This is a genomic window from Pseudomonas sp. VS40, assembly GCF_018587885.1.
Taxonomy (GTDB): Bacteria; Pseudomonadota; Gammaproteobacteria; order Pseudomonadales; family Pseudomonadaceae; genus Aquipseudomonas; species Aquipseudomonas pergaminensis.
In genome coordinates this window covers 661,696-687,342 of the sequence record NZ_JAGYWD010000003.1, presented here as the reverse complement: position 1 = coordinate 687,342, position 25,647 = coordinate 661,696, and the positions used below count along the sequence as shown (strand labels likewise).

Genomic DNA, 25,647 nt, shown 5'->3' with positions numbered 1-25,647 from the left:
TGCAGGCGTACCGAGGTGATGCTATCGCGGGCAAGCCCGGCTCCCCCAGAAAGCAGATCCCATTGCCTGAGAAATATCCTTACAATCGCGCTTTGTTAGCTGCCTAAGCAAGGATTCTGCAATGCACGCCGCCAACCCCCGGAAGGGGTACATCCTGGGCCTGAGCGCCTACGTCATCTGGGGTCTGTTCCCGCTTTACTTCAAAGCCATCGCCAGCGTACCTGCCGCCGAAATCATCGTGCACCGCGTGTTGTGGTCGGCGCTGTTCGGCGGTTTGCTGTTGATGGTCTGGAAACACCCCGGCTGGTTTCGTGAACTGCGTGACAACCCCAAGCGCCTGGCGATCCTGGCCCTCAGCGGGTCGCTGATCGCGGGCAACTGGCTGACCTACGTATGGTCGGTGAACACCGGGCGCATGCTGGAGGCGAGCCTGGGTTACTACATCAACCCGTTGGTGAACGTGGTGCTGGGCATGCTGATTCTGGGGGAGCGCCTGCGCCGCTTGCAGTGGGTCGCCGTCGGGCTGGCGGCCGTGGGTGTGGCGCAACAGGTCTGGCAGGTCGGCAGCCTGCCATGGGTGTCGCTGGTGCTGGCGCTGACCTTTGGTTTCTACGGGCTGATCCGCAAGCAAGCGCCGGTCAAGGCGCTGCCGGGGCTGGTGGTGGAAACCTGGATGCTGGTGCCGATTGCAATTGCCTGGCTGCTGTTCAACCCAACCGCCCACAGCGCGCAAATGGCGTTCTGGAGTACGTCCGAAGCCTGGTGGCTGGTGGCGGCCGGCCCGGTGACGCTGATCCCGCTGGTGTGTTTCAACGCCGCCGCACGGCATTTGCCCTACACTGCATTGGGCTTTTTGCAGTACGTCGCACCGACCCTGGTGTTGCTGGAAGCCGTGCTGCTGTTCGGCGAACACCTGGCACCGAGCACCTTGACGGCTTTCGCCTTCATCTGGGCGGGCCTGGTGGTGTACAGCGTGGATATCTGGCTCAGCGTGCGCAAACGCTGATCAAATAACGTACAAACCTCTGCGAGCCACAGCCGGCGTGGCTTGCAGGCATCCACCCCAAGGTTATCCACAACCTGATCCCCGCCATTTGTGCACAAGCTTTTGAAATTGCTCGTTTTTTGCTCAGATGCCAGAGAAGCCCGGCCGGCGTGGCCTGGCGCCGGGTCTCTACAGGTTATCCACAGGCCCATGCAAGATTTACATGCATAACCCTGTGGGCAGATCATTCCTCGTGGTGCAGTTCCACCATCAAGTCATCGGCCAGGTTTTCCAGGGACAACTGCAAGGTATCCAGGGATAACGCAGCCGGCACCTGCAACAGTGCCTCGGCGGTAAACAACGGATCACCGCTCATGGGTGCCGGACGTACATCTGTACTCAGGCTCTCCAGGTTCACGCCCTGTTTGCTCAGCAGCGCGGTGATCTCGCGCACAATGCCTGCACGGTCATTGCCCACCAGCGTCATCATGATCGATTTGGAGGCCGAGGCCTGCCCGCTGCTGCCCTCGCCCACCAGCACGCGAATGCCATGGGTGGATAAATCCTCCAACGCCCCGACCAATGCCTGACGTTGCTCTGTAGGCACGCTGACCCGCAGGATCCCGGCAAACTGCCCGGCCATGTGGGCCATGCGGCTTTCCAGCCAGTTGCCACCGTAGGCAGCGATATTCTGCGCGATGCGTTCAACCAGGCCGGGTTTGTCGGCAGCGATAATTGTGAGTACAAGATGGTCCATGGCAACGCCCTCTGGAATTCAATCTACAAGGTGGACCCGAAGGGCCTCGATAACAAATCGTGTACCATTTTTAGATTTATCTGGAACAATCCAATAGTTTTTTGAGAACATCCGGTTCTCCGCTGTGACCGTACGACCAAAGTGGGTCGCTAAACGACGTATTTAGTCTAATTTTCACAACCGCAAGTCATCATGTAGTATGCGCAACCTGGCACTACATAATGAAAATCTAAAAAGCGCTTAAGCTGTGCAGAGTGAGGCAAGCAATGACTGAACACGTTCAAGTCGGTGGCCTGCAGGTCGCCAAAGTCCTGTTCGACTTCGTGAACAACGAAGCCATTCCCGGCACCGGCATCACTGCCGACCAGTTCTGGGCCGGTGCCGACAAGGTCATCCACGACCTGGCACCGAAGAACAAAGCCCTACTCGCCAAACGCGACGATTTCCAAGCGAGGATCGATACCTGGCACCAGACCCACGCCGGCCAGGCGCACGACCCGGTGGCCTACAAGGCCTTCCTGCAAGACATCGGATACCTGCTGCCAGAAGCCGCAGACTTCCAGGCCACGACCCAAAACGTCGATGACGAAATCGCCCGCATGGCCGGCCCGCAGTTGGTGGTGCCGGTGATGAACGCCCGCTTCGCCCTCAACGCCTCGAACGCGCGTTGGGGCTCGCTGTACGACGCGCTGTATGGCACCGACGCCATCAGCGAGGCCGACGGCGCCGAGAAGGGCCAGGGCTACAACAAGGTACGTGGCGACAAGGTGATTGCCTTTGCCCGTGCCTTTCTCGATGAAGCCGCACCGCTCAGCGCCGGCAGCCATGTGGATTCGACCGGCTACAAGATCGTCGATGGCACGCTGATCGTCAGCCTCAAGGGCGGCAGCAACAGCGGCCTGCGTGACGACGCGCAGTTGATCGGCTTCCAGGGCGACAGCGCCCAACCGATCGCGATCCTGTTGAAACACAACGGCCTGCACTTCGAAATCCAGATCGACGCCAGCACCCCAGTCGGCCAGACCGACGCCGCCGGCGTCAAAGACGTGCTGGTGGAAGCCGCGCTGACCACCATCATGGACTGCGAAGACTCCGTCGCCGCCGTCGATGCCGATGACAAAGTGGTGATCTACCGCAACTGGCTCGGCCTGATGAAGGGCGACCTGGCCGAAGAAGTGGCCAAGGGCGGCAAGACCTTCACCCGCACCATGAACGCCGACCGCGTCTACACCGGCGTGAATGGCCAGGACGTGACCCTGCATGGCCGTTCGCTGCTGTTCGTGCGCAACGTTGGCCACTTGATGACCATCGACGCGATCCTCGACAAAGACGGCAACGAAGTGCCGGAAGGCATTCTCGACGGGCTGATCACCAGCCTCGCGGCGATCCACAGCCTCAACGGCAACAGCACGCGCAAGAACAGCCGCACCGGTTCCGTGTACATCGTTAAACCGAAAATGCACGGCCCGGAAGAAGCTGCGTTCACCAACGAGCTGTTCGGGCGCATCGAAGACGTACTGAACCTGCCGCGCAACACGCTGAAAGTCGGGATCATGGACGAGGAGCGCCGCACCACGGTCAACCTCAAGGCCTGCATCAAGGCGGCCAGCGAGCGCGTGGTGTTCATCAACACCGGGTTCCTCGACCGTACCGGCGACGAGATTCACACCTCCATGGAAGCCGGCGCGATGGTGCGCAAGGCAGCCATGAAGGCAGAAAAATGGATCGGCGCCTATGAAAACTGGAACGTCGATATCGGCTTGAGCACCGGCCTGCAAGGCCGTGCACAGATCGGTAAAGGCATGTGGGCGATGCCCGACCTGATGGCGGCGATGCTCGAGCAGAAGATCGCCCACCCACTGGCCGGCGCCAACACCGCCTGGGTACCGTCGCCTACAGCGGCAGCCCTGCACGTGTTGCATTATCACAAGGTCGACGTATTCGCCCGCCAGGCCGAACTGGCCAAGCGCGAGCGCGCGTCGGTGGACGATATCCTGACCATTCCCCTGGCCAGCAACACCGATTGGTCCGAAGAAGAGATCCGCAACGAGCTGGACAACAATGCCCAGGGCATCCTCGGCTATGTGGTGCGCTGGATCGACCAGGGCGTCGGCTGCTCGAAAGTGCCGGACATCAACGATGTGGGCTTGATGGAAGACCGCGCCACCCTGCGTATCTCCAGCCAGCACATCGCCAACTGGCTGCGTCACGGCATCGTCAATGAAGCCCAGGTCATGGAAAGCCTCAAGCGCATGGCGCCGGTGGTGGACCGTCAAAACGCCGGGGATAAGCTGTACCGTCCACTGGCACCCGACTTCGACAGCAACATCGCGTTCCAGGCAGCGGTGGAGTTGGTGATTGAAGGGACCAAGCAGCCTAACGGGTATACCGAGCCGGTGTTGCATCGCAAGCGTCGGGAGTTCAAGGCTAAAAACGGCCTATAACGAGTGACCGAAACTTAAAAAGCCCTGATCAAACGATTAGGGCTTTTTATTTACCGCAACTAGATTTTGCAACCGGTGAATAGTTGATGAAAAGCCCCCAACTTAAAGCTGGGACTCAATAGACCGGTTCAGAACCTCTTTTAATTTTCTAACTACGAGATGAATAAAATGTCACTGTGAAACTTCCGCTTAAAGAAACCTTGAGCTTCTCGTCCTCATAGCTGATATTCAAAAAACAACCCTCGTGGGTAAAGGTGCCATTTTGATGATCCGTTACATCAACGTAAACGTCACCGCTCTTGGCGTAATAAACCTCTTGACCGTACGGATCACGATACCCATTTCGAAACAAGCTCTTAACATCAAAGTGATAACTCCCCACCTCTAGCTCCTTCCCATATACCCAAAACAGGCTCTCACGAGAAAAAAAATCATCACTATGGATCGATATACCGGATCTCTGACCCGAGATAATTGTTGTACGAAAAAAACGGGCTGCTCCGTCGGCCAACACTAATACATGCCCCACAGATTCCACAACTTTTGCACGCACTTCTTTAAACTCGACATTATCGGTAAAGTGGTTATCAGTATTCATTCTCTGCACCTCTTTTAGCGTTAGGGAACGACAAGCTTGTCAGGCCTTCGCACAGTAAAGGAGCAGCGCTGAGGATTGCCTACTGTTAGAGTTAACAGTTTTAGCCACCTACTGACGGACGGTACTGCGATATCCCCAGCTCCCGCTTCACCCTCCTCGCCAATTTCATGCTATCAATCGGTTGGGGAGGGAAATCCGCCACGCCCAAATGCATCGTGCTGATCAGGTCTGGCGCCTCCGCTTACCCTGGACTGCTCCACCCTGCGTATCTCCAGCCAGCAGATCGCCAACTGGCGCCGGATTTCGACAGCAACGTCGCATTTCCCGGCTGCGGTGGAGCGAGTGATTGAAGAGACTAAGTGGCCTAATGGGTACACCGAGCCGCTGTCGCACCGTCGGCTGAGAAGTTCAAGACTCAAAAGGCATTTAAGTAATCTAAAACCAAACAAGCTCTAATTGCAGAATTAGAGCTTGTTCATGACAACTGATTAAGGGAATGAGTAGACACCCTCTTGTTTTACTTCGACCGAGATTACTCGCCCATCGCTTTCAAAGGTAGCGGAAATTGTCCCCTCTTGAACATCACCATTGTTTGATGCAACGACGCGAACTTTTCCGGTTAAGCCGTATGCTTTACTGCCTGAATAATATTCCAGGTGGTACCCACCCCCACCATCGCCACCTACATAAGCGAACTCGTACACCCCCTCAAGTACGCGTTCTGGATAGGTCATAGAAATACTTTCGCCACCTTTATTCCCTGAAAAGGCACGATCATTAAAGTAGATGGATGTTGCGTCGAACGTATGAGTTACCACCCCATTCAAGTAAAACTTTGCGCTCATGCTCCCGATAAATGAACGCCCATTTCCACCCGCGCCACAACTTGAATTACTTTTCATAATAGACTCCCATTCTTCATTTAGTGATACGCGAATCTAATTCCGCGCTCTCAACGAGTGAATAAGAATTAGAAGTCGACGACTACTGTCAGAATTGACAGTCCCGACAAACGGTAGAAACTGCGCCATCCCCCCAAATTCCGCGTCACCCCTCTTCGCCAATTTCACGCTATCAATCGGCTTGAGTGGGAAGTCCACCACGCCCAAATGCCAGCCGATAGCGTACCGATGGTGACGGGAGTTCAAGGCCAAGAAAGGCCTGTAGACAAAAAGCCCTGATCGCGAGATCAGGGCTTTTTCAAGGGTTCAGGGAGACCGACGTGGCCGCATCGCTGGCAAGCCAGCTCCTACGGGATAAATACATTCCATTGTAGGCATTGGCTTGGCAGCAATAGCGCCCGACCAGTAACGTGAAATTCAGGACGCCATCCCCAACTCCCGCTTCACCATCTTCGCCAACTTCACGCTATCGATCGGCTTCAGCAAAAAGTCCACCACACTCAAATGCATCGCATCGATCACGTCCGGTGCTTCCGCGTCCCCCGACATGATGATGATCGGCAGCGCTGCCCGGGTGGATTCGCGTACCTGGCGGATCAACTCCAGGCCATTGCTGGGGGCCATGCGCAGGTCGGTGATCAGTAAACCGATGGAACTGCTGGACTTCAACAAATCCCACGCCGCCTCACCACTGTCGGCGGTCATGCAGCGAATACCGTCCAGCCCCAGGATTTCCGCCAGCAGTTCACGTGCGTCCTTGTCATCGTCAACAATCAACACACGTTGTGGCGGTAAATCAGGCTCCAGCATCACGGCGCTCAGCGCCTCGCGCTCGGCATCACTCAAAATATCGTGGTCGGACATACGGTTCTCAGCAATTCTCATCAATCTCCCAGCACACTCGTCAGACATCTGCGGAAGGGCGATCAATGTGCACTTCGTCGGAAAGTTTGCCTAGTGGGCGTTCTACGGGTTTTGGACGATAGTCATGTAAGGTTTTTCCCTAGGTGTGTGCCGTTTGTATCGACCTAGACTTACGTCCAATGGGCACCCGCTGCCCAGGAGTCGACCATGAGGGACGATAACGACAAAAAAACTGCGGTCACTGTTATGAGTAAAGCTGATGCCTTCGCCCAGGCGGGGAAAACTGCTGTGTTGCAAAATATCCACGGCACCCTGCAATTCCTGCAACGCTTCCCGCCGTTCAACCAGATGGAAAATGCCCACCTGGCGTTTCTGGTGGAACAGTGCCAGTTACGCTTTTATGGCCCCGGCGACAGCATCCTCAAACCGTCGGGCGGGCCGGTTGAACACTTCTACATCGTCAAGCAGGGCCGCGTGGTGGGAGAGCGGCCGGACAGCGCCGAAACCACCTTTGAAATCACCACCGGCGAATGCTTCCCCCTGGCAGCCCTGCTAGGCGAGCGGGCGACCCGCACCGAACACAAGGCCGCCGAAGACACCTTCTGCCTGCAACTGAACAAGCCCGCCTTTATCAAGCTGTTCGCGCTTTCCAGCCCGTTTCGCGACTTTGCCTTGCGCGGCGTCAGCAGCCTGTTGGACCAGGTCAACCAGCAAGTCCAGCAAAAGGCAGTGGAAACCCTTGGCACTCAATACTCCCTGAACACTCGCCTCGGCGAGTTGGCCATGCGTCACCCGGTGACGTGCAGCCCAACCACACCGCTACGCGAAGCCGTCACGCTGATGCATGAGCAACAGGTGGGCAGCATTGTGATCGTCGACGAGCACAAGGCGCCCCTGGGGATTTTCACCCTGCGCGATCTGCGTCAGGTTGTGGCTGACGGCACCAGCGATTTCAATCAGGGTATCGAAGCCCATATGACCCAGGCGCCCTTCTTCCTCACCCCGGACCACAGCGCCTTCGACGCTGCGATCGCCATGACCGAACGGCATATCGCCCATGTGTGCCTGGTCAAGGACCAGCGCCTATGCGGCGTGGTGTCCGAGCGCGACCTGTTTTCCTTGCAACGGGTGGACCTGGTGCACCTGGCGCGTACCATCCGCAATGCACCGCGGGTCGACAACCTGGTGGCGATTCGCGGCGAGATCGGCCAGTTGGTCGAACGCATGCTGGCCCACGGCGCGTCGTCCACCCAGATCACCCACATTATTACGCTGCTCAACGATCACACCGTGTGCCGGGTGATCGAACTGACCCTCGCCGAAAAAGGCGACCCCGGCGTGCCGTTCAGTTGGCTGTGCTTTGGCAGCGAAGGCCGCCGCGAGCAGACGCTGTACACCGATCAGGACAACGGCATCCTGTTCGATGCCAAGGACGCCGCCGAAGCGGCCGACATCCGTGGCCGCCTGTTGCCACTCGCGCAGCAGATCAACCAGAGCCTGGCGCTGTGCGGGTTCAGCCTGTGCAAGGGCAACATCATGGCCGGCAACCCGGAGTTGTGCTTGTCGCGGGCCGAATGGGCGCGGCGGTTCGCGGCGTTTATCCGCGAGGCGACGCCGGAAAACCTGCTGGGCTCCAGCATCTATTTCGATTTGCGTGTGGTGTGGGGCGATGAGCGCGGTTGCGAGCAATTGCGCCAAGGCATTCTCGACCAAGTGGCCGATAACCGATTGTTCCAACGCATGCTGGCCGAAAACGCGCTGCGTCAGCGACCGCCCGTAGGGCGTTTTCGCGAGTTTGTGCTGACCCGCAACGGTGGTGAGAAAGCCACCCTCGACCTCAAGGTGCAGGGCCTTACGCCCTTTGTCGACGGCGCACGCCTGCTGGCCCTGGCCAACGGCATCCACGCCAACAACACCCTGGAGCGCCTGCGTCAGCTGGTGGTCAAGGAAGTGATCGAGCCCCTGGACGGCGCGGCCTACGAAGAGGCCTACCACTTTATCCAGCAAACCCGCATGCAACAGCATCAGTTGCAGACCCGTGAGAACCAGCCCTATTCCAACCGTGTCGACCCGGAGAGCCTCAACCACTTGGACCGGCGCATCCTGCGTGAATCCCTGCGCCAGGCTCAGCGCCTGCAAAGCAGCCTGACATTGCGGTATCAGCTGTGAGTTTGTTCGGCTGGCTGCGTACGAAGAAGCCCGGGCTCGACAGCAGTCAACAACAGCGCCTGGAGCAACTGCGCCAACCCTCGCCATTGGGCGACCAACCGTTACGCAGCCAACGCTGGGTCGTGCTGGACCTGGAAACCAGCGGCCTCAACCTCAACCGAGACCAAGTGCTGTCCATCGGTGCGGTGGTGATCGAGGACGGCGCGGTGGACTTTTCGCAGATGTTCGAGCGCACCCTGCAACGGGTCGAAACAAAACTCAGCCCCAGCGTGTTGATCCACGGCCTCGGCCCCAGTGCGATCGCCGCCGGCAGCGACCCGGTCGACGCGTTACTGGACTTCATGGACTTTGTGGGCGACAGCCCATTGCTCGCCTTCCATGCGCCATTCGATCAACACATGCTGTGTCGGGCGCTCAAGGACAGCCTGGGTTACCGCCTGGCCCATCCGTTTCTTGACGTTGCAGACATCGCCCCTCTGCTCTGCCCGGATGCGCATATCCGTGAAGCCGGGTTGGACGATTGGATCAACCACTTCCATCTGCACGTAGGCGAGCGCCATCACGCCAGCGCCGATGCCCTGGCCACGGCGGAGCTGATGCTGATCCTGTTCAGCCGCGCGCGCCAGCAACACATCGACACGCCACAGGCGTTGCAAGAGCGTTTGAGCCAATGGAAACGGCGTCAACACGCGCCATCTTTTTAATGTCATCTCCCGACAGACGCCAATTGCGCCCACTCCACGGCTCTGACACAATCGCGAATAATTCTCGTTAGTTTAAACATCCCGTTTACTAGGTGATGCCTTGTCGTCGATCCAGAACCCACACAGTGAGCTTGTTGGCGCGTTGTATCGCGACCATCGTGGCTGGCTGCTGGCCTGGCTTCGACGCAACGTCGCCTGCCCGAGCCGCGCCGAAGACCTGAGCCAGGACACCTTCATGCGCCTGCTGGGCCGTGACGAGTTGCGTGAACCCCGCGAGCCACGGGCCTTCCTGGTAGCCATCGCCAAGGGCTTGTTGTTCGACTACTTCCGCCGCGCCGCCCTGGAACAGGCCTACCTCACCGAGCTGATGCTGATCCCGGAAAGCGAACACCCTTCGCCGGAAGAACAGCAACTGATCCTCGAAGACCTCAAGGCCATCGACCGCCTGCTCGGCAAGCTGTCGAGCAAGGCCCGCGCAGCCTTCCTCTACAGCCGCCTCGACGGCCTGGGCCATGCAGAAATCGCGCAACGCCTTGGCGTGTCGGTGCCCCGTGTGCGCCAGTACCTGGCCCAGGGCATTCGCCAGTGCTATATCGCCCTGTATGGCGAGCCGCAGTGACGGTGATCAGTTCCAAACCGGTCTCGGCCCGCGTGCTTGATGCCGCGATTGCCTGGCAATTGTCCCTCGACTCGGGCGACGGCAGCCTGGTGGAGCGCGAAGAGTTCGACAAATGGCTGGCCAGTGATGAAGAGCACGCCCGCGCATGGCGCCAGTTGGGCATGCTCGACCAGCGTTTCAGCGTGGCCTCGGGCCCCGCACGGGCGGCACTGTTGCAATCGCGCGAAGGCATTCGCCAGCGCGTGCGCAAGCTGGGCAGCGGCCTGGCGAGCATTGCACTGGTCGTCGGCCTGGCGTTGTTTGCCGGTGAGCGCTTTGTGCCGATCCACTATTGGCTGGCCGACCAACGCACCGCCACCGGCGAACAGCGCACGCTGAAGCTGGCGGATGGCACGCTGATCAACCTCAACACCCACAGCGCCATCGACGTGCGTTTTGACGAAAAACGCCGGCTGATCGTGTTGCAGGAAGGCGAGATTCTGGTCGAGACCGGCCACAACGACGCACGCCCCTTTTATGTACAGACCCGCGACGGCAGCCTACGCGCATTGGGCACGCGGTTTATCGTCAAGCGTGAAGACGACGCGACGCGCTTGAGCGTGCTGCAATCGGCGGTGGCCGCCCGGCCCGAGGCGCTGCAACAGGAACAGGTCTTCAAGGAAGGCCAGCAAGTGCTGATGCGCAGCGGCGGCCTCGGCCCGCTGCTGGCCGTTACCCCGGCCACTGACGCCTGGACCCGCGGCATGCTGGTGGTGGACAACGCCCGCCTGGGCGATGTGGTCGAGGAGCTGAGCCGCTACCGCACCGGCTACCTGGGCGTGGATAAAACCGTGGCCGACCTGCGCATTACCGGCAGCTTCCCACTGCACGACACCACCTTGGCACTCAATGCGCTGCTGCCGACCTTGCCGGTACAGATTGAGCAGCACACGCCGTGGTGGGTGACGGTTAAGGGCAAGCCTTAGGTTTGGCGGTGCCTTGGCTATCGCTTTCGCAGGCAAGCCAGCTCCCACACTTGACCGCGTTCCACCTGAAAAAACTCGGTCGAATGTGGGAGCCGGGCTTGCCCGCGAAGAGGCCCGCAAGCACACCTTAACGCCCAGGGAAAAATATTTTCATCCTGCCCTATCACTTTTCGATTCTCGTTCGGCACCTAGGCAATTGCGAAATATTTCCATTCAGGAGCCGCTTTATGTCCCGCACGCTAGACACCCTGTTGCGCCCCAGCCTGTTAGCCATGGCCATTGCCCTCAGCGCCCCGCTGGCCAGCACCTCGCTGATCGCCGCCGAACAGGCCTCCAGCGTGCGCGCCTACAACCTGCCGGCGGCACCGTTGGCCACGACCCTCAACCAGATCGCCAGCCAGGGCGGCCTGGCGCTGACCCTCACCCCGGCGCTCGCCGCGGGCAAGACCTCGGCGCCGGTCCAAGGCCAGTTCGATGCGCCGGGTGCGCTGCGTGAAGCGTTGCGTGGTACCGGGTTGCAGTTGGAGCAGAGCAGTGCTGGGACTTATACCTTGGTGGCGGTGCCCGATGGCGTGATGGCACTGCCGGTCACCAACATCACAGGTCAGGACGGCGACCAGGAAAGTGCCTGGGGCCCGGTGCACGGCTACCTGGCTACGCGCACCGCCGCGGGCACCAAGACTGACACCGCGCTGGTCGAGGCACCACGCTCGATCTCCGTAGCCACCCGCGAACAGATGCAGGACCGCAACGTCCAGAACCTGGATGACGCCGTCAAATACATGCCTGGCATTGTCTCCGCCAGCTACGGCAGTGACACCCGCTACGATTGGATGCGTGTGCGCGGCTTCGAACCGACCCAGTTCCTCGACGGCCTGCCACTGCCGCGTGGCGTGTATGCCAACCCCAAAGCCGAGACCTGGAACCTCGATCGCCTCGCCCTGCTGCGCGGCCCAGCCTCGTCGATCTACGGTCAGACCCCACCGGGTGGCTTGCTGGACATGGTCAGCCGCCGTCCCAGCGCTGAGTCGAGCAATGCCGTCCAGGTGCAATACGGCAGCGACAACTATCGCCAGATCAACTTTGCCAGCACCGGTAAGATCGATGACGAAGGCCAGTTCCTCTACGGCCTCAGCGGGGTAGTGCGCGATGCCGGTACCCAAGTCGACCATATCGACAACAAGCGCTACAACATCGCGCCGAGCCTGACCTGGAACATCGACCCCGATACCAAGCTGACCTTCCTGTCGCAGTTCACCCGCGACGATACGGGCACCACCAGCCAGTTCATGCCGATCCAGGGCACCAAGATCAAATCACCGCTGGGCGACGTTTCCCACCACAAGAACCTGGGCGACCCGGACTACGAGTTCTACGACCGCACTTACTACGCGCTGGGTTATGCGTTCGAACATCGCTTCAACGATACGTGGCAGTTCAAGCAGAACCTGCGCTACACCAAGTCGGAGTTGGACTTCCAGCAATTGACCGTGGGCTCCTATGCATTCTCCCCAGCCAATGCGGCGGGCGATATCTCCCGGTCGACCACCAACGTGAATGAAAGCATCGGCCAGTTCGCGGTGGACAACAACTTCCAGGCTGACTTTGCCACTGGCGACATCACCCACACCTTGCTGCTCGGCCTGGATCACCAACGCACCGATACCACCTATCGCGCAATCTACGGCACCGCATCGAATATCAACATCTTCAACCCGGTCAACACTCAGCCGACATTGCGCCCAACCGGCGTTCGTCCTTTTTACGACTACAACCAGAAAACCGTTCAAACCGGCCTCTACGCGCAAGACCAGATGGCCCTGGACAACTGGCGTCTGACCCTGGGCGGGCGTGAAGACTGGGTGCATCAGGGCACCACCTACTTCAACGACAACGACGCGACCAACACTGACCGCATCAAACACTTCAGTGGCAACGCAGCCCTGAGCTACGTGTTCGACTCGGGCTTCGTACCGTACTTGTCCTACGCCGAATCATTCCAGCCAGCGAGCAACGCCGATACCAACGCCACCAAGACGTTCAAACCGACAGAGGGCAAGCAGTGGGAAATGGGCGTCAAGTACCAGCCGCCCGGCTCCAATACGCTGCTGAGTGCGGCAGTCTATGACCTGACCCAGAAGAATGTGCAGGTGACCACCCTCGGCGCCGGGGGCCAGCAGATCAACAGCCAGACCGGCGAAGTGAAGGTCAAGGGCCTGGAGCTGGAAGCCGTGTCTGACGTGACCGAGAACCTCAAGGTCATCGCCGCCTACACCCTGGCGAAATCCGAGGTGCAAAAAGGCATCTACAAAGGCAACCGCCTGACCTTGATGCCCAACCAGCAAGCGTCGCTGTGGACCGACTACACCTGGCACACCGGTGTTCTGGATGGCTTCGGCATCGGCTTCGGCGCACGCTACACCGGCAACACCTACGGCGACCAGGCCAACACCTGGCTGGGCAAGGCCAATGCCTACACCGTGTTTGACGGTGCCGTGCACTACGACCTGGGCCGCCTGGACAACAGCCTGAAGGGCGCCTCGGTGAAGTTGAACGCCACCAACCTGTTCAACAAGGACTACCTGTCTACCTGTGATGGCAACTACTGCTACTTCGGCGACCAACGCAGCGTCGTCGCCAGCGCCACCTACCAGTGGTAATCGGCTGAGTTAACCGCCAGGCCGCCCCAGTGGGCGGCTTTGGTGTGTCTGAAGGTTGAAAAAAATGAAAAGCAAAACCATCCGCCGCTGGTCCTTCATCCATACCTGGACCAGCCTGATCTGCACGGTATTCCTGCTGCTGCTCGCCCTCACTGGCCTGCCACTGGTGTTTCACCACGAGATCGACCACCTGCTGGGCAACGAGCCGGAGTTGGCGCAGATGCCTGCCGACACGCCACAGCTCAACCTGGAACAACTGGTGGCCAAGGCTCAGGCCCATCGTCCTGGCGAAGCCATGCAGTACCTGGCGTGGGATGAAGATGACAAGAACGGCGTGATCGCGATCATGGCCGCCACCGCCGGCACCGAACCCAACTCGTCCCACACCTTCATGCTCGACGCGCGCACGGGCGAAGCCGTGGAGACCCCGGCGGCGAACGGCGGCTTGACCCTGTTCCTGCTGCGCCTGCATGTGGACATGTTCGCCGGCCTGCCGGGCAAGCTGTTGCTGGCGTTCATGGGCATTTTGTTTGTGCTGGCGATCATCTCGGGCACGGTGTTGTACCTGCCGTTCATGCGGCGCTTGACGTTCGCCACTGTGCGCCAGGACAAATCCACCCGCCTGCGCTGGCTCGACCTGCATAACCTCATCGGCGTGGTCACACTGACGTGGGCGCTGGTGGTGGGCGTGACCGGCGTGATCAGCGCCTGCGCCGACCTGATCATCGCCGCCTGGCGCCAGGACAGCCTCAGCGCGATGATCGAACCTTACAAAAACGCCCCGCCACTGACCCAACGTGCGCCAGCCACCGAGCTGCTGGCGATTGCCGCCAAGGCCGCACCCGGCATGGCGCCGGACTTCATCGCCTTCCCCGGCACGCGCTTTTCCAGCGAGCACCATTACGCCGTGTTCATGAAGGGCAGCACCCACCTGACCTCGCACCTGCTCACGCCGGTACTGATCGACGCCAGCACCCTGGCCGTCACCGCCATCGCCGAACGGCCGTGGTACATGGACGCCATGGGCATGTCCCAACCGCTGCATTTTGGCGACTACGGCGGCATGCCGATGAAGATCCTGTGGGCGGCGCTGGATGTGCTGACCATCATCGTGCTGGTCAGTGGTATTTACTTGTGGATCGTGCGGCGCAAGGCGGGCAAGGCATGAAGCCCAGGCAATCGAATTTCTGGAAGGTGTTTGGTGTGCCGCTGGTGATTGGCCTGCTCAGCGCCGCCGGGTTGTTTGCGGCATTGCTCGGCGATGGGCTGTGGGATTCGCTCAGTTGGCTCGGGTTAGGCATTCCCGCTGCAATTGGCACTTGGGCCTTGCTCAAACGGTGAGATAGATTAGCCCAGCCCTTTCTTGAGGAATGCCCATGTCCGCTCCCAGCATGACCTTGTTCCACAACCCCGCTTCACCGTTCGTTCGTAAGGTTCGCGTGTTGCTGGCTGAAACCGGCCAGCAGGATCGCGTCGCCCTGCACGGCTGCATGCCGACCCCGGTCAACCCGGATGCGCAGGTGGTGCAAGGCAACCCCGTGGGCAAAATCCCGGCCCTGCGCCTGGCCGACGGCACGGTGCTGCACGACAGCCGGGTGATCCTCGATTACTTCGACCACCAGCACGTCGGCAACCCGCTGATCCCGCGCGACGGCTCGGCCCGCTGGCGCCGCCTGACCTTGGCCTCGATGGCCGACGGCATCATGGATGCCGCCGTGCTGGTGCGCTACGAGACCGCCCTGCGCCCGGCGGAAAAGCAATGGGACCAATGGCTGGACGAGCAGCGCAACAAGATCCGCCGCAGCCTCGCCGAATTGGAAGCGGACGCGATTGCCGAACTGACCAGCCACTTCGACATCGCCGCCATCAGCGTGGCCTGCGCCTTGGGTTACCTGGACTTCCGTCATCCGGATATGCAATGGCGCCTGGCTAACCCGAAGCTTGCCGCCTGGTATGCCGAGGTCAGCCAGCGGCCTTCGATGCTGGAAACCCAGCCGCCCGTGTGACGTTCACACCGACCCAATGTGGGAGCGGGCTTGCCCGCGATCGCGGTATGTCATTCAGCACATCTGTTTCTGAACCACCGCTATCGCGGGCAAGCCCACTCCCACATTGGACGGTGGTGGTATTGAGGAACGTAACGATCCTTGAGGCTAAATGCGCCCCCACTTGCTGGTCCTCCCGCAACCCGATCATTGCACCGCCTCCAGGTCAAACGACATCGGCTCAGCCGCCTTGCGCTTGCCCACGCCATACCAATCCAACTTACGCGTCAGCACCATCACCGTGCCCAGCAGGCCAAACAGCAGCAGCGAGCCCATCAGCAACGCGTAATCCTCGGCACTCAGCAGCCCGTACAACAAGCCATACAGCGCCGCCAACCCCGCCGAGAAGCCCAGGCCGTGGGTAACGCTGCGCAGCACATGGCACACGTAGAAGCCAATCAACAACACGCAGGCGCTGGCAGAGATGAGATAAGCCAGCGCGAACCCAATGTGCTCGGACAACGACAGCAACAGCAGGTAGAAAAACGCCAGCGCAAACCCCACCAACGCGTACTGCACCGGATGCACTGCCAGGCTCTTGAGTACTTCGAACAGGAAGAAGCCGGCGAAGGTCAGGGCGATGAACAGCAGCGCGTATTTGATCGCACGGTCGCTCTTGAGGTACTGGTCCACCGGGTCGATGAAGTTCACGCCGAAGCTGCGGTTGTTGAAGTCTTCACAGCCCTGCTTGTCCAGGCAGGTTTGCAGCGCTTGCTCAAGGTTGGTGGAGAAGAACGAGGTCTGCCAGTTGGCGCTGAAGCCCTTGTCGGTAATCTCGCGTTGTGCCGGCAGGAAATTGCCGATGAAGCTGGGATGTGGCCAGTTGGAAGCGAGTGACACCTGGCTGGTCTTGCCCACCGGCACCACTTGCAGTTGCTCGGTGCCTTGCAGGCGCAGGTCGAAAGCAAAGTTCACGACGCTGGGCTTTTTGCTGTCGTGTTCCGGCAGTGTCACGTGCACGCCTTCGCCCAGCCAGTCCACCTGGGAGCCGGGTTCGAACTCCAATTGCTGGCTGCCCAGCTCCAGCTTCAGCGCGTTTTCGATGCCGCGAATATCGCTGATGCCCACCGCGAGAAATGCCGGCTCAAAGCGGTAATCGGCGAAGTCTTCGGTGATACCCAACTGCGCAGGCAATTCGAAATGCCCGCTGATGCGGTTGTCGGCATGGAACAGCCGCGCCTGGTAGATGCCCCGTGCGCGCAATTCGGTCTGCACCTTGCCGTCGAGTTCAAATCGGTCCGGCAGGAAATACAGACGACCGCGCTCTTCACGGGTGACTTCGTAGCGTTTGTTGAGCTTTTCATTGAGCTTCCACTCGCGGACGGTCTTGCGATACGGCACTACCATCACCGGGCCGGTGAGGCGCTGGGCGTAGCTGGAGCTGCGGGCGATGTCCATCAATACGCCATCGCGCAGTTGCTGGCGGTCGCTGATAATGCCGTTGATCATCAGCAACGGAATCAGCAACAGCAGGATCAGCAGCGCAATTGCGCCAAGTTTGAAAAGCAGGCTGCGGTTCATGGGTCTCTCCCTGTTTTGATGGGGAGAGTCTGGGCAGCCTGTGTGGGGGATTTATGTGGGCAATGTGGAGACTGTGTGGAGATGCAGCACCGCCTGCACGCCGCCGTCGACATTGCCGATCTGCAATGCGCCGCCGTGCAGCTTCATCACTTCCTCGACAAAGTTGAGGCCCAGGCCGGTGCTTTTGCGCCCACTGGCCGGGCGTGGCAGCGAGTAGAAACGCTCGCTCAGGCGTGGCAGGGCGTAGTCGGGAATCGGCGTGGCCTGGTTGAACAGGCTCACCTGCACGTCGTTGTGTCGCGTCTGCGCGCTGAACCTCAGCAGGCCGCCGGGCGGCGTGAAGTCCAGTGCATTGTCCAGCAGGTTGCCCAGTGCCTGACGCAGCAGAAAGGGTTCGCCATATACGTTTACATCCGCCGCAATCGTCTGCTCGACGCGCAACCCGGCGCCTTCGATACGGGCACACTGGGCCTTGATTACCTCATCGACCATGGCCGCCAGTGCAATACTGGCCTGCTCTTCCAGGCCCTGGCGTTGTTCGACCTGCGCCAGGTTCAGCAGGCGCTCGATCAACTGCTGCAGGCGCGCACTTTCGCTGTCGATATTGCCGACGAAGCGCTGCTGCTGCTCACGGGTCATATCGCCCTGCAACAGCTCGGCCGCACCGCGTATCGCCGCCAGCGGGCTCTTCAATTCATGGGTCAGGGTGTGCACGTAGCGCTCGACGTAAGCCTTGCCTTCCAACTGCGTGCGCATGTGCTCAACGGCAGTAGAGAGCTGCTTGAGTTCGCCGCCACGGTAATGGGGCAACTCGGCACGCCGGCCTTCGCTCACCGCTTCGGCATAGGCCGTCAGCCGCCTAAGGGCAACGCTCAGCCACCACGACAATACCGCACCAAGCAACAGGCCAAGAATCACCAAGCCAGCGCCGTACCACAGCAAGCGCCGCTCAGTGCGGTCGACATACGGCTGCAACGAGCTGTTCGGCTTGGCCACGGTGACCACGCCAATGATCTGGCCGTTGTCACGGATCGGCGCGCCCACGTGCATTACCGACGAGGCAGGGTCATCCAGTTCGCTGCGGGTGGAGCGCGCGCCGTACTCGCCACGCAAGGTCAGGTACACGTCGTTCCACTTCGAATAGTCCTGCCCCACCGCTTTGCCCGTGGAATCGAGCAACACGGCGCCCTTGGCGTCGGTCACGTAGATGCGATGGTTGACCTGGTTTTTCGGCAGCCCCCAGATGGTCGCGCCCGGCTGGCGATTGCCGTAGGCCTTGAGCAACTCCGGCCAGTGGCTTTGGCCGAGGGTGCCGTTCTTTACGTCGTCGCGCAGGATCTCGGCCAGCAGGTTGGCGGTGTCCACCAGGGTTTCTTCGGTGGACTGGCGCACGCCGGGGCGGATTTCCTTCATCACGGTGCTGAGCACAAAGTAGCCGGTCAGGCCGATAAACAGCGCGTACACCAGGAAGATGCGCAGCCCCAGGCGCATCAGCTATTGCTCGGGCTGTAGCTGTAGCCGAGGCCGCGATGGGTCTGGATCGGCTCGGCCTCGGCGGCCACGTTGCGTAATTTGCTGCGCAGGCTTTTGATGTGGCTGTCGATATTGCGCTCGTAGCCGGCATCCGCCGCCACGCCTACCGCGTCCAGGAGTTGCTCGCGGCTGAACACGCGCTCGGGCTGTTCCAACAGACTTTGCAGTAAACGGAATTCATGGCGCGTGAGGCTCAACGGCTGGCCGCGATAGCTGATCTGCATGCGCTCCAGGTCAACCTGGAACAGCGCCGGCGCAGCACCGGGGCCAATCCGCTTGAGGATCGCCCTGACCCGCGCCGTCACTTCCCGTGGGCTGAAGGGCTTGACCACATAATCGTCGGCGCCGATCTCCAGCCCCACCACGCGGTCGATCTCGCCATCCCGGGCACTGAGGAACATCACCGGCACTTCGCTGAACCGGCGCAGTTGCTTGCAGGTTTCAAAACCCGTGATATCCGGCAGCCCGATGTCGAGGATGATCAGGTCGGCAGGCGTCTGGCGCTGATGGGCCAGCGCCTCCTGGCCGAGGCTCAGCCAGGTGGTGGTGAAGCCCTCGCCTTGCAGGGCGAATATCAGTGTGTCGGCTATTGCCGCTTCGTCTTCGACAATCAGGATATGCGCCATGGTGGTCCGTCAGCAGTCCGGTTTGTCGGCAGTGTAACGACGTGCCGGGTTCACCGCCGCGCCAAATTCACGCAGGGCCTTGGCGCCGATCAACAAGGGGTAGTTGAAGCTGCTGCGGTCGGTGAGGTTGACCTCGACAGTGCGCTTGACGTTGCCCAGGCACATTTCCAGGTCGACCACCGGACGCTTGGCCACGGACGGCTCGTCCTTGTCGTCGTCTTCGTCGGCGCGGCTCTTGATCTTGCTGATGCGCGACACTTTGTGTTCATAGACTTTATTGGACGCGTCCTTGCCGCCGAGGCGGAAGCGCACCCAATCGTCGCCATCACGGGTGAAGGTCTCGATGTCGCGGGCCGACAGCGAGGCAGTCAGCGCGCCGGTGTCCATCTTGGCCTTGAAGGTTTCGCCGATCTCCGGCAGTTGGATGTATTCGTAGCGACCGTACAGGGTCGGCTCGGCGGCCATGACAGGCAAGGCAGCCAGGGCGAGGGAGGCAAGGAGCAGTTTCACGAAGTGATTTCCTCGGAAAGAAGTAGGCGGATTCTAGACCGCAAAGGCAGCACTTAGTTAGCTCGCTCCAGCATAACCGGCACATTGTGAAACATTCGTCCGGCGAATTCGGATTTGGCCTCTAGACTCACCTCTCTTATCATGGCCCGCCCACAGGATTCCAAGAGTTACTTATGCGCCGCCTGCTCACCGGCTGTTTCGTCACACTGCTGCTATTGCTCAACACCCTGGTGCTGTTCGGCCCGTTGATGGTGTTTGCCCTGCTCAAGCTGGTGGCCCCCGGTCGCTTGCGTGACTACATGTCGTGGGCGGTGATGTGGATCGCCGAGACCTGGGCCGAGATCGACAAGCTGATTTTCTCGCTGTGCATCCCCACCCGCTGGGATATTCGCGGCGGCGACGATTTGCGCGGTGACACCAGCTACCTGGTGATCAGCAACCACCAATCCTGGGTGGATATCCCGGCGCTGATCCAGGCCCTCAACCGGCGCACGCCGTTCTTCAAATTCTTCCTGAAAAAAGAGCTGATCTGGGTGCCCTTCCTGGGCCTGGCGTGGTGGGCGCTGGATTACCCGTTCATGAAGCGCTACACCAAGGCGTTCCTGGCCAAGCACCCGGAACTGGCGGGGCAGGATTTGAAGATCACCAAAGAGGCCTGCGAGCTGTTCAAGCGCCAGCCGGTGACGGTGGTCAATTACCTGGAGGGTACGCGGTTCACCGAAGGCAAACGCAAGCAGCAGGACTCACCGTTCACGCGCCTGCTCAAGCCCAAGGCCGGTGGCGTAGCATTCGTGCTGGCGGCGATGGGTGAACAACTGGACGCGGTGCTCGACGTGACGGTGGTCTACCCGCAAGACAGGATTCCGGGGTTCTGGGATTTGATCTGCGGATCGGTACCGACGGTGATCATTGATATCCGTACCCGCGAGCTGGACCCCGCGTTGTGGCAAGGGGATTACGAGAACGATCCGGCATTTCGCCAGACCGTCCAGAACTGGGTCAACCAGCTCTGGACGGAGAAGGACGCGCGCATCGAACAACTGCGCGCGGAGCGTCCTTAACTGCCGGTGCCCCAGGCCTGGGCCAGCTTGCCCAGCACCGAGCTGCTGGCACCCTGGCCGCCCAGGTATTGCAGGATCACCGGGGCAAACTGGCCGACCATGCCACTGTCCATGCCCAAGGCGCTGAACGCGGTGTTCAGGTCGTTGGTGTTCTTCACATTGCCCAGCAGGCCGTCGAGGCCGCTGGTCTTGCTGCCGCCGGTCTGGCCGAGCATCCCGCTCAAGGCCCCGAGGCTACCCAACGCATTGTTGCCCGACAGCTGGTCGAGCCCCGGCACGCTATTGCCCAGCTGCGAATAGTCGTTGCCGCTCAGTTTGTTCTTGGCCAGGCCCAGCATGGCGCCCGTACCGCCCACCGCTTGTTCGGGGGTGATGTTCAGTTGCGAGGTCAGGGCGCTCAACAACCCGGCCGTCTCGGACGACGGTGCGGCTGCAGCGGCCTTGTTGTTGCCACCCTGCATACCGGAAATGGCATTGGCCGCGTCGCCAAGGCTGAACCCTGCGGCGAACACCGGGCCGGCCGCCAGGGTCATCAGGCAGGAAAGGGCGAAACCGCGTGAAATCTTCATCGAAACAACCTCTGGGTGTAGGGGTGAAAGCAGGCGTTTGACTGGGGATCCGGCGCATTGTTCCGGGTCGGCCGAGGAACCCAATCGGCATATCAGAGTCCATGAAATGACTTCAAGACTTGCCAGGAACAGCCATATGAGCGCCACCCGTCCCCAAGTAATTGAGCAAAAGCCGCCTTTCTGGAACCGTCCACGCGTGTTCATCGGCGTCTGCGTGGCCATCGTCGCCGGCCTCGGCGGCGCGTTCTACACCCAGGACAACGTCAATTCCGCCGCCACCCTGGTGACCACCGCCCAGCAACCCGCGGCGCAGATTATGGCGCACAACGATTACCTCGAAGTAGAGCCGATCGCCACGGCAGCAGTTGAGCCGGATCGCAGCCTGGAACTGTGGGCCATGCCCGACGGCAGCGCACCGGTGTCGCTTGGGCTATTGCCGGAGGATGGCAAAGGCATCATCGGACTCAACCCCCGCCAGCAGGAAAGCATCAGCAAGCCGGTGGAGCTGATGGTGAGTTCGGAGACCAAGGGTGGTTCCATCAGCAAACAGCCGACGGGGCCGACCGTCTACCAAGGCGCACTGGCCACACGCTGATCCCCCAAACACCACAAACCCATGTGGGAGGGGGCTTGCTCCCGATAGCTGTAGTTCAGTCACAACTTTACTGACTGAGCCACCGCCATCGGAGCCCCCTCCCACATTGATATTCAGTGCCTGGGTGACTTGCTCGTGGCAAGGGATGGCGCTTTATAGTTCGGCCGTCGTCCACATGGCGACACGGGTTTGGCGACCCGGTGAATGGTGCAAAAGCTTCTGCTTTTTTGCAGGCCCTTTTGCGTCCGCAATAGCCGCTTTCGTGGTGGCTGTGCGCGGGAGACCTTCGGGTCTGCCGGTTCCATTCCCGGTTCGCCAACCTGCGTACAGCTGCCACCCAATTCGTTTGGCGACAAATATGTGTGTAGCCCACCTCTACTTGAATGGGTTCAAAACATGAACCGATACATGCCGCTCACCGGCCACGACAGCGCCACCCCATCCCTGCACACCGACACCCTCGTCCCCCAGGACTTCGACCTGCTATGCGCCATTGCGCTGTGCGACGGCTGCGATTTGCTCGATGTCATCAGCCGGCGATTGCAGGCTTAAAAATTGCCGCAAAAAGGGCGATGCCCTGTCGCCCTTTCTGTACCTGCGTATGCAATTTCTGGCAGCTTCAAATATACCGACTTTCATATAAAACGAATTTTTCATACCGAATAATTATAAATTACTGTCATTTCTAACAGTATCCCACGCTAGCAAGCCGTCTTAGCATTCAGACGTCACCTCACAATTCAATTAAGGATCAGATATGAATTATCAATTCGCCGTAGGAATGCTGGCTGCTTGTGTATTGGCCGGGGGCGCTCATGCAGCTGATATCAAGGACTGCCCGGCACCTAGCACCATTAAATCTGAAGCATTCCAAGAAACCATCCAAGGTAATAGCGTCGACGGTTTCAAATACACCGCCGAGAGCGGTGGTAAGAAGTGGACGGGCCAAACAGGTAACACTAAACATGATTACCTGGAACGTAAATATGAACTCGAAGCAGAGACGATCAATGTAGTGAATGGAAAGCTGCGCTGTGACTACGGCGGCAAAACGCTGATAGAAAATGGTGAAACTGCAGTTCCTAATCTAAGACTCACAGCAACGCAATAATTAATAAGGGCGACTTTGCGGTCGCCCTTCCCGCAACCCACAGGAGGCGGGTAATGAGAAGCTCACTACTTGCAGGTATGTTGGCCACGATGGCCCTGATGAACACTGTCGGTGCAGCGACCTCCACCTGTCCCTCGATCCAAGCCATCAAACAAACGGAGATGATCAATGGCGGTTACCGCTATGAGGCGTCACAACCTGATGGACGGGCCTGGATAGGTGAAAACCCGTTGGCTGCCGCTTCGTACTTGAATGATTCGACCTTTCACGATGCCCGGTACGATGCAAACAACAAAACCGTCACCTGCACCTATAAGGGCCCCATGAATAACGACGCGAGCTTTTCGGTCGCGCTCAAACCTGTGTCTGCCTGGAACCTTATCCCTCCTATTGGCGAGTGGAAAGGCACGTATTGCGAAGCCCTGGCAATTTCCAAGTGCTCATTTACGCATCAGTAAAAACGTCACCCGAATCATTCCGACCGTTCACGTTCACAAATCCTCAGCCAGCCGTCGACGTTCTTGCGGAACTGTGGGCCCGGCACGGCCCACCCAAGGCAGCCTTCTCACGATTTTCGACGCGAAGGTTCAGCCACAAACAAAGGAACTGTGACGACATGATCGGATTGATACCCAATATTTTTGCTGCCGCTACCGCACTCAACCTTCTCGATCTTCGCAGGCCACACCAGGCCTCATCGGGCCAGGCCATCGACATCGGCCAATGCCCAGCCGTCAGCGACATCCACTCCAAACCCTACACGGACCCTGACCTGCCACCGCCCTACGGCGAAGGCTATAAATACTCGGCCCACACCAGGGGCAGGACATGGAAGGGCCAGACAGCCGGAACAGATGACGATTATCTAGCCCCCAGGTACGCACTCAAGGCAGAGACCATCACCCAGACAGAGGGAAGGCTACGTTGTGACTATGGCGGAAAGACTGTCGTTGAAGAGGGTGTAACAGCCACTCCCTACCTGCGGCTCAACTCACAATAAATAATAAGGGCGACCCTGGGGTCGCCCTTATTATTTGCCCTGCTCTTTATGCCGCACTGAACAACTTATGCGGATCAATCACAAACTTCTTCGGCACACCCGCATCGAACTCGCCATACCCACGCGGCGCGTCGTCCAGGCTGATCACCTGCACACCGACGATCTCGGCAATGTTGATACGGTCCCACATGATCGCCTGCATCAACGCGCGGTTGTACTTCATCACCGGGGTCTGGCCGGTGTGGAAGCTATGGGACTTGGCCCAGCCCAGGCCGAAGCGGATGCTCAGGCTGCCCATTTTTGCCGCAGCGTCCACAGCACCCGGGTCTTCGGTGACGTACAGGCCAGGGATACCGATCTTGCCCGCCACGCGCACCACGCCCATCAGGGAGTTGAGCACGGTGGCCGGGGCTTCCGCCTTGACGCCTTCATGACCATGACCACGGGCTTCGAAGCCCACGGCATCGACGGCGCAGTCCACTTCCGGCTCACCCAGCAGTGCGGCGATCTGTTCGTGCAGCGGGGTGTCCTGGGACAGGTCGGCAATCTCGAAGCCCTGGGCCTTGGCGTGGGCCAGGCGGATCGGGTTGACGTCACCGATGATCACCACTGCCGCACCCAACAGGCGCGCCGATGCCGCCGCCGCCAAGCCCACAGGGCCGGCACCGGCGATATAAACCGTGCTGCCTGGGCCAACGCCGGCAGTGACGGCGCCGTGGTAGCCGGTGGGGAGAATGTCGGAGAGGCAGGTCAGGTCGCGGATTTTCTCCATGGCCTTGTCGCGGTCCGGCAGTTTGAGCAGGTTGAAGTCGGCGTACGGCACCAGCACGTACTCGGCCTGACCACCGGTCCAGTCGCCCATGTCGACGTAGCCGTAGGCGCCACCGGCACGGGCCGGGTTGACGGTGAGGCATACGCCGGTGTGCTGCTCCTTGCAGGAACGGCAGCGGCCGCACGCCACGTTGAAGGGTACGGAAACCAGGTCGCCGATCTTCAGGTTTTCGACGTCGCTGCCCTTCTCGATCACTTCACCGGTGATTTCATGACCGAGCACCAGGCCGGTCTGGGCAGTGGTGCGGCCACGCACCATGTGTTGGTCGGAGCCGCAGATGTTGGTGGAGACCACGCGCAGGATGACGCCGTGCTCAATCTTCCTGCCACGGGGGTCCTGCATTTTGGGATAGTCGATTTTCTGTACTTCGACCTTGCCGTTGCCGAGATACACGACACCACGATTACCAGACATGCTTTCACCTCGCTGTTGTTTTTATGGAACCACGTTGCCCGTTTGGGTGGGCAGCGCGTTAAGTGCTCGGGTTACAGATGCTGTTTTTGCGTTGTTTGTAAGGGCCTCATCGCGGGCAAGCCCGGCTCCCACATTTTGATCTATGAACACATTCAAAAATGTG

Annotated in this window: 26 protein-coding genes; 16 read left to right on the top strand and 10 right to left on the bottom strand. The window is 59.9% G+C overall.

From position 1 onward, the window contains the following. Nucleotides 1–121: 121 nt before the first annotated feature. Complete coding sequence (gene rarD / locus KHP07_RS12320) at nt 122–1,006, top strand: EamA family transporter RarD (RefSeq protein WP_078050457.1); 885 nt, start codon at nt 122–124, stop codon at nt 1,004–1,006. 223 nt (nt 1,007–1,229) lie between these two features. On the opposite strand, the gene KHP07_RS12315 is transcribed toward rarD, so the two are convergent. Next, nucleotides 1,230–1,742 (bottom strand): glycine cleavage system transcriptional repressor, encoded by a 513-nt coding sequence (locus KHP07_RS12315; RefSeq protein WP_214497256.1) that lies wholly within the window; start codon nt 1,740–1,742, stop codon nt 1,230–1,232. A gap of 266 nt (nt 1,743–2,008) precedes the next feature. Between KHP07_RS12315 and KHP07_RS12310 the strand changes: the two genes are divergently transcribed. Next, nucleotides 2,009–4,186 (top strand): malate synthase G, encoded by a 2,178-nt coding sequence (locus KHP07_RS12310; protein ID WP_078050459.1) that lies wholly within the window; start codon nt 2,009–2,011, stop codon nt 4,184–4,186. A 148-nt stretch (nt 4,187–4,334) separates the two neighbouring features. Here KHP07_RS12310 and KHP07_RS12305 read toward each other — a convergent pair whose 3' ends face one another. The 3 genes from KHP07_RS12305 to KHP07_RS12295 all read right to left on the bottom strand — a co-directional run bounded on the left by KHP07_RS12305 (nt 4,335) and on the right by KHP07_RS12295 (nt 6,550). Beyond that, complete coding sequence (locus tag KHP07_RS12305; RefSeq protein ID WP_214497255.1) at nt 4,335–4,784, bottom strand: hypothetical protein; 450 nt, start codon at nt 4,782–4,784, stop codon at nt 4,335–4,337. Nucleotides 4,785–5,272: 488 nt separating this feature from the next. After that, the gene (locus KHP07_RS12300) at nt 5,273–5,686 is read right to left on the bottom strand and encodes a hypothetical protein (protein ID WP_214497254.1); all 414 of its coding nucleotides are present in this window, start codon (nt 5,684–5,686) and stop codon (nt 5,273–5,275) included. Between the two features lie 417 nt (nt 5,687–6,103). Then, nucleotides 6,104–6,550 (bottom strand): response regulator, encoded by a 447-nt coding sequence (locus tag KHP07_RS12295; RefSeq protein ID WP_058426679.1) that lies wholly within the window; start codon nt 6,548–6,550, stop codon nt 6,104–6,106. 246 nt (nt 6,551–6,796) lie between these two features. Between KHP07_RS12295 and KHP07_RS12290 the strand changes: the two genes are divergently transcribed. From KHP07_RS12290 to KHP07_RS12255, 8 genes are all read left to right on the top strand, one after another. Then, nucleotides 6,797–8,719 (top strand): putative nucleotidyltransferase substrate binding domain-containing protein, encoded by a 1,923-nt coding sequence (locus KHP07_RS12290; RefSeq protein ID WP_214497253.1) that lies wholly within the window; start codon nt 6,797–6,799, stop codon nt 8,717–8,719. Further along, nucleotides 8,716–9,423: a 3'-5' exonuclease gene (locus tag KHP07_RS12285; RefSeq protein ID WP_099493063.1), complete on the top strand. Its 708-nt coding sequence runs from the start codon at nt 8,716–8,718 to the stop codon at nt 9,421–9,423. Before KHP07_RS12290 ends, KHP07_RS12285 begins: the two co-directional genes overlap by 4 nt. A gap of 100 nt (nt 9,424–9,523) precedes the next feature. Further along, a complete protein-coding gene (locus KHP07_RS12280; RefSeq protein WP_078050462.1) occupies nt 9,524–10,042 on the top strand; it encodes an RNA polymerase sigma factor in 519 nt (172 codons plus the stop codon). After that, nucleotides 10,039–11,007 (top strand): FecR domain-containing protein, encoded by a 969-nt coding sequence (locus tag KHP07_RS12275; RefSeq protein ID WP_214497252.1) that lies wholly within the window; start codon nt 10,039–10,041, stop codon nt 11,005–11,007. The genes KHP07_RS12280 and KHP07_RS12275 overlap by 4 nt, the downstream gene beginning before the upstream one ends. A 227-nt stretch (nt 11,008–11,234) precedes the next feature. Then, nucleotides 11,235–13,667, top strand: a complete 2,433-nt coding sequence (locus tag KHP07_RS12270) for a TonB-dependent siderophore receptor (protein WP_214497251.1) — start codon at nt 11,235–11,237, stop codon at nt 13,665–13,667. Between the two features lie 64 nt (nt 13,668–13,731). Continuing rightward, on the top strand, nt 13,732–14,835 hold the full coding sequence (locus KHP07_RS12265; protein ID WP_078050465.1) for a PepSY-associated TM helix domain-containing protein: 1,104 nt from the start codon (nt 13,732–13,734) through the stop codon (nt 14,833–14,835). Next, entirely contained in the window at nt 14,832–15,008 is a 177-nt protein-coding gene (locus KHP07_RS12260; protein WP_099493066.1) for a hypothetical protein, read from the top strand. Before KHP07_RS12265 ends, KHP07_RS12260 begins: the two co-directional genes overlap by 4 nt. Before the next feature lie 35 nt (nt 15,009–15,043). Continuing rightward, nucleotides 15,044–15,673, top strand: coding sequence for a glutathione S-transferase family protein (locus KHP07_RS12255; protein WP_078050466.1), 630 nt, complete (start codon nt 15,044–15,046; stop codon nt 15,671–15,673). A gap of 186 nt (nt 15,674–15,859) precedes the next feature. Here KHP07_RS12255 and creD read toward each other — a convergent pair whose 3' ends face one another. The 4 genes from creD to rloA2 are packed head-to-tail and all read right to left on the bottom strand — an operon-like array spanning nt 15,860 to nt 19,902. Continuing rightward, nucleotides 15,860–17,233: a cell envelope integrity protein CreD gene (creD, locus tag KHP07_RS12250; protein WP_214497250.1), complete on the bottom strand. Its 1,374-nt coding sequence runs from the start codon at nt 17,231–17,233 to the stop codon at nt 15,860–15,862. A 51-nt stretch (nt 17,234–17,284) separates the two neighbouring features. Beyond that, nucleotides 17,285–18,724, bottom strand: coding sequence for a two-component system sensor histidine kinase CreC (gene creC / locus KHP07_RS12245; protein ID WP_214497249.1), 1,440 nt, complete (start codon nt 18,722–18,724; stop codon nt 17,285–17,287). Beyond that, nucleotides 18,724–19,392, bottom strand: a complete 669-nt coding sequence (gene creB / locus KHP07_RS12240; RefSeq protein WP_078050469.1) for a two-component system response regulator CreB — start codon at nt 19,390–19,392, stop codon at nt 18,724–18,726. Before creB ends, creC begins: the two co-directional genes overlap by 1 nt. Nucleotides 19,393–19,401: 9 nt before the next feature. After that, nucleotides 19,402–19,902 carry a retropepsin-like aspartic peptidase RloA2 gene (gene rloA2, locus KHP07_RS12235; RefSeq protein ID WP_025858771.1) on the bottom strand — a complete coding sequence of 167 codons (501 nt, stop codon included), beginning with the start codon at nt 19,900–19,902 and terminating at the stop codon, nt 19,402–19,404. 173 nt (nt 19,903–20,075) lie between these two features. On the opposite strand from rloA2, the gene yihG reads away from it, so the two are divergent. After that, a complete protein-coding gene (gene yihG / locus KHP07_RS12230; RefSeq protein ID WP_078050470.1) occupies nt 20,076–20,963 on the top strand; it encodes a 1-acylglycerol-3-phosphate O-acyltransferase, YihG family in 888 nt (295 codons plus the stop codon). On the opposite strand, the gene KHP07_RS12225 is transcribed toward yihG, so the two are convergent. Beyond that, nucleotides 20,960–21,532: a DUF2780 domain-containing protein gene (locus KHP07_RS12225; protein WP_078050471.1), complete on the bottom strand. Its 573-nt coding sequence runs from the start codon at nt 21,530–21,532 to the stop codon at nt 20,960–20,962. The two genes, yihG and KHP07_RS12225, sit on opposite strands and share 4 nt — an antisense overlap. A 136-nt stretch (nt 21,533–21,668) precedes the next feature. Between KHP07_RS12225 and KHP07_RS12220 the strand changes: the two genes are divergently transcribed. From KHP07_RS12220 to KHP07_RS12200, 5 genes are all read left to right on the top strand, one after another. Continuing rightward, entirely contained in the window at nt 21,669–22,127 is a 459-nt protein-coding gene (locus KHP07_RS12220; RefSeq protein WP_078050472.1) for an anti-sigma factor domain-containing protein, read from the top strand. 396 nt (nt 22,128–22,523) lie between these two features. After that, entirely contained in the window at nt 22,524–22,679 is a 156-nt protein-coding gene (locus KHP07_RS12215) for a hypothetical protein (RefSeq protein WP_177409486.1), read from the top strand. 205 nt (nt 22,680–22,884) lie between these two features. Continuing rightward, on the top strand, nt 22,885–23,238 hold the full coding sequence (locus KHP07_RS12210; protein WP_214497248.1) for a hypothetical protein: 354 nt from the start codon (nt 22,885–22,887) through the stop codon (nt 23,236–23,238). A gap of 53 nt (nt 23,239–23,291) precedes the next feature. Continuing rightward, complete coding sequence (locus KHP07_RS12205) at nt 23,292–23,696, top strand: DUF3757 domain-containing protein (protein WP_214497247.1); 405 nt, start codon at nt 23,292–23,294, stop codon at nt 23,694–23,696. A gap of 158 nt (nt 23,697–23,854) precedes the next feature. Beyond that, the gene (locus KHP07_RS12200) at nt 23,855–24,238 is read left to right on the top strand and encodes a hypothetical protein (protein ID WP_214497246.1); all 384 of its coding nucleotides are present in this window, start codon (nt 23,855–23,857) and stop codon (nt 24,236–24,238) included. A gap of 46 nt (nt 24,239–24,284) precedes the next feature. Here KHP07_RS12200 and fdhA read toward each other — a convergent pair whose 3' ends face one another. Continuing rightward, complete coding sequence (gene fdhA / locus KHP07_RS12195; protein WP_078050476.1) at nt 24,285–25,484, bottom strand: formaldehyde dehydrogenase, glutathione-independent; 1,200 nt, start codon at nt 25,482–25,484, stop codon at nt 24,285–24,287. Nucleotides 25,485–25,647 lie beyond the last annotated feature (163 nt).

Coding starts and splice junctions, on each gene's coding strand:
- KHP07_RS12210 (WP_214497248.1), top strand. CDS start 22,885: ATGAATTATCAATTCGCCGTAGGAATGCTGGCTGCTTGTGTATTGGCC.
- KHP07_RS12255 (WP_078050466.1), top strand. CDS start 15,044: ATGTCCGCTCCCAGCATGACCTTGTTCCACAACCCCGCTTCACCGTTC.
- KHP07_RS12310 (WP_078050459.1), top strand. CDS start 2,009: ATGACTGAACACGTTCAAGTCGGTGGCCTGCAGGTCGCCAAAGTCCTG.
- KHP07_RS12225 (WP_078050471.1), bottom strand. CDS start 21,532: ATGAAGATTTCACGCGGTTTCGCCCTTTCCTGCCTGATGACCCTGGCG.
- yihG (WP_078050470.1), top strand. CDS start 20,076: ATGCGCCGCCTGCTCACCGGCTGTTTCGTCACACTGCTGCTATTGCTC.
- rarD (WP_078050457.1), top strand. CDS start 122: ATGCACGCCGCCAACCCCCGGAAGGGGTACATCCTGGGCCTGAGCGCC.
- KHP07_RS12290 (WP_214497253.1), top strand. CDS start 6,797: ATGAGTAAAGCTGATGCCTTCGCCCAGGCGGGGAAAACTGCTGTGTTG.
- KHP07_RS12265 (WP_078050465.1), top strand. CDS start 13,732: ATGAAAAGCAAAACCATCCGCCGCTGGTCCTTCATCCATACCTGGACC.
- KHP07_RS12270 (WP_214497251.1), top strand. CDS start 11,235: ATGTCCCGCACGCTAGACACCCTGTTGCGCCCCAGCCTGTTAGCCATG.
- KHP07_RS12315 (WP_214497256.1), bottom strand. CDS start 1,742: ATGGACCATCTTGTACTCACAATTATCGCTGCCGACAAACCCGGCCTG.
- creC (WP_214497249.1), bottom strand. CDS start 18,724: ATGCGCCTGGGGCTGCGCATCTTCCTGGTGTACGCGCTGTTTATCGGC.
- KHP07_RS12260 (WP_099493066.1), top strand. CDS start 14,832: ATGAAGCCCAGGCAATCGAATTTCTGGAAGGTGTTTGGTGTGCCGCTG.
- KHP07_RS12220 (WP_078050472.1), top strand. CDS start 21,669: ATGAGCGCCACCCGTCCCCAAGTAATTGAGCAAAAGCCGCCTTTCTGG.
- KHP07_RS12215 (WP_177409486.1), top strand. CDS start 22,524: ATGAACCGATACATGCCGCTCACCGGCCACGACAGCGCCACCCCATCC.
- KHP07_RS12305 (WP_214497255.1), bottom strand. CDS start 4,784: ATGAATACTGATAACCACTTTACCGATAATGTCGAGTTTAAAGAAGTG.
- fdhA (WP_078050476.1), bottom strand. CDS start 25,484: ATGTCTGGTAATCGTGGTGTCGTGTATCTCGGCAACGGCAAGGTCGAA.
- KHP07_RS12295 (WP_058426679.1), bottom strand. CDS start 6,550: ATGTCCGACCACGATATTTTGAGTGATGCCGAGCGCGAGGCGCTGAGC.
- creB (WP_078050469.1), bottom strand. CDS start 19,392: ATGGCGCATATCCTGATTGTCGAAGACGAAGCGGCAATAGCCGACACA.
- KHP07_RS12205 (WP_214497247.1), top strand. CDS start 23,292: ATGAGAAGCTCACTACTTGCAGGTATGTTGGCCACGATGGCCCTGATG.
- creD (WP_214497250.1), bottom strand. CDS start 17,233: ATGAACCGCAGCCTGCTTTTCAAACTTGGCGCAATTGCGCTGCTGATC.
- KHP07_RS12300 (WP_214497254.1), bottom strand. CDS start 5,686: ATGAAAAGTAATTCAAGTTGTGGCGCGGGTGGAAATGGGCGTTCATTT.
- KHP07_RS12200 (WP_214497246.1), top strand. CDS start 23,855: ATGATCGGATTGATACCCAATATTTTTGCTGCCGCTACCGCACTCAAC.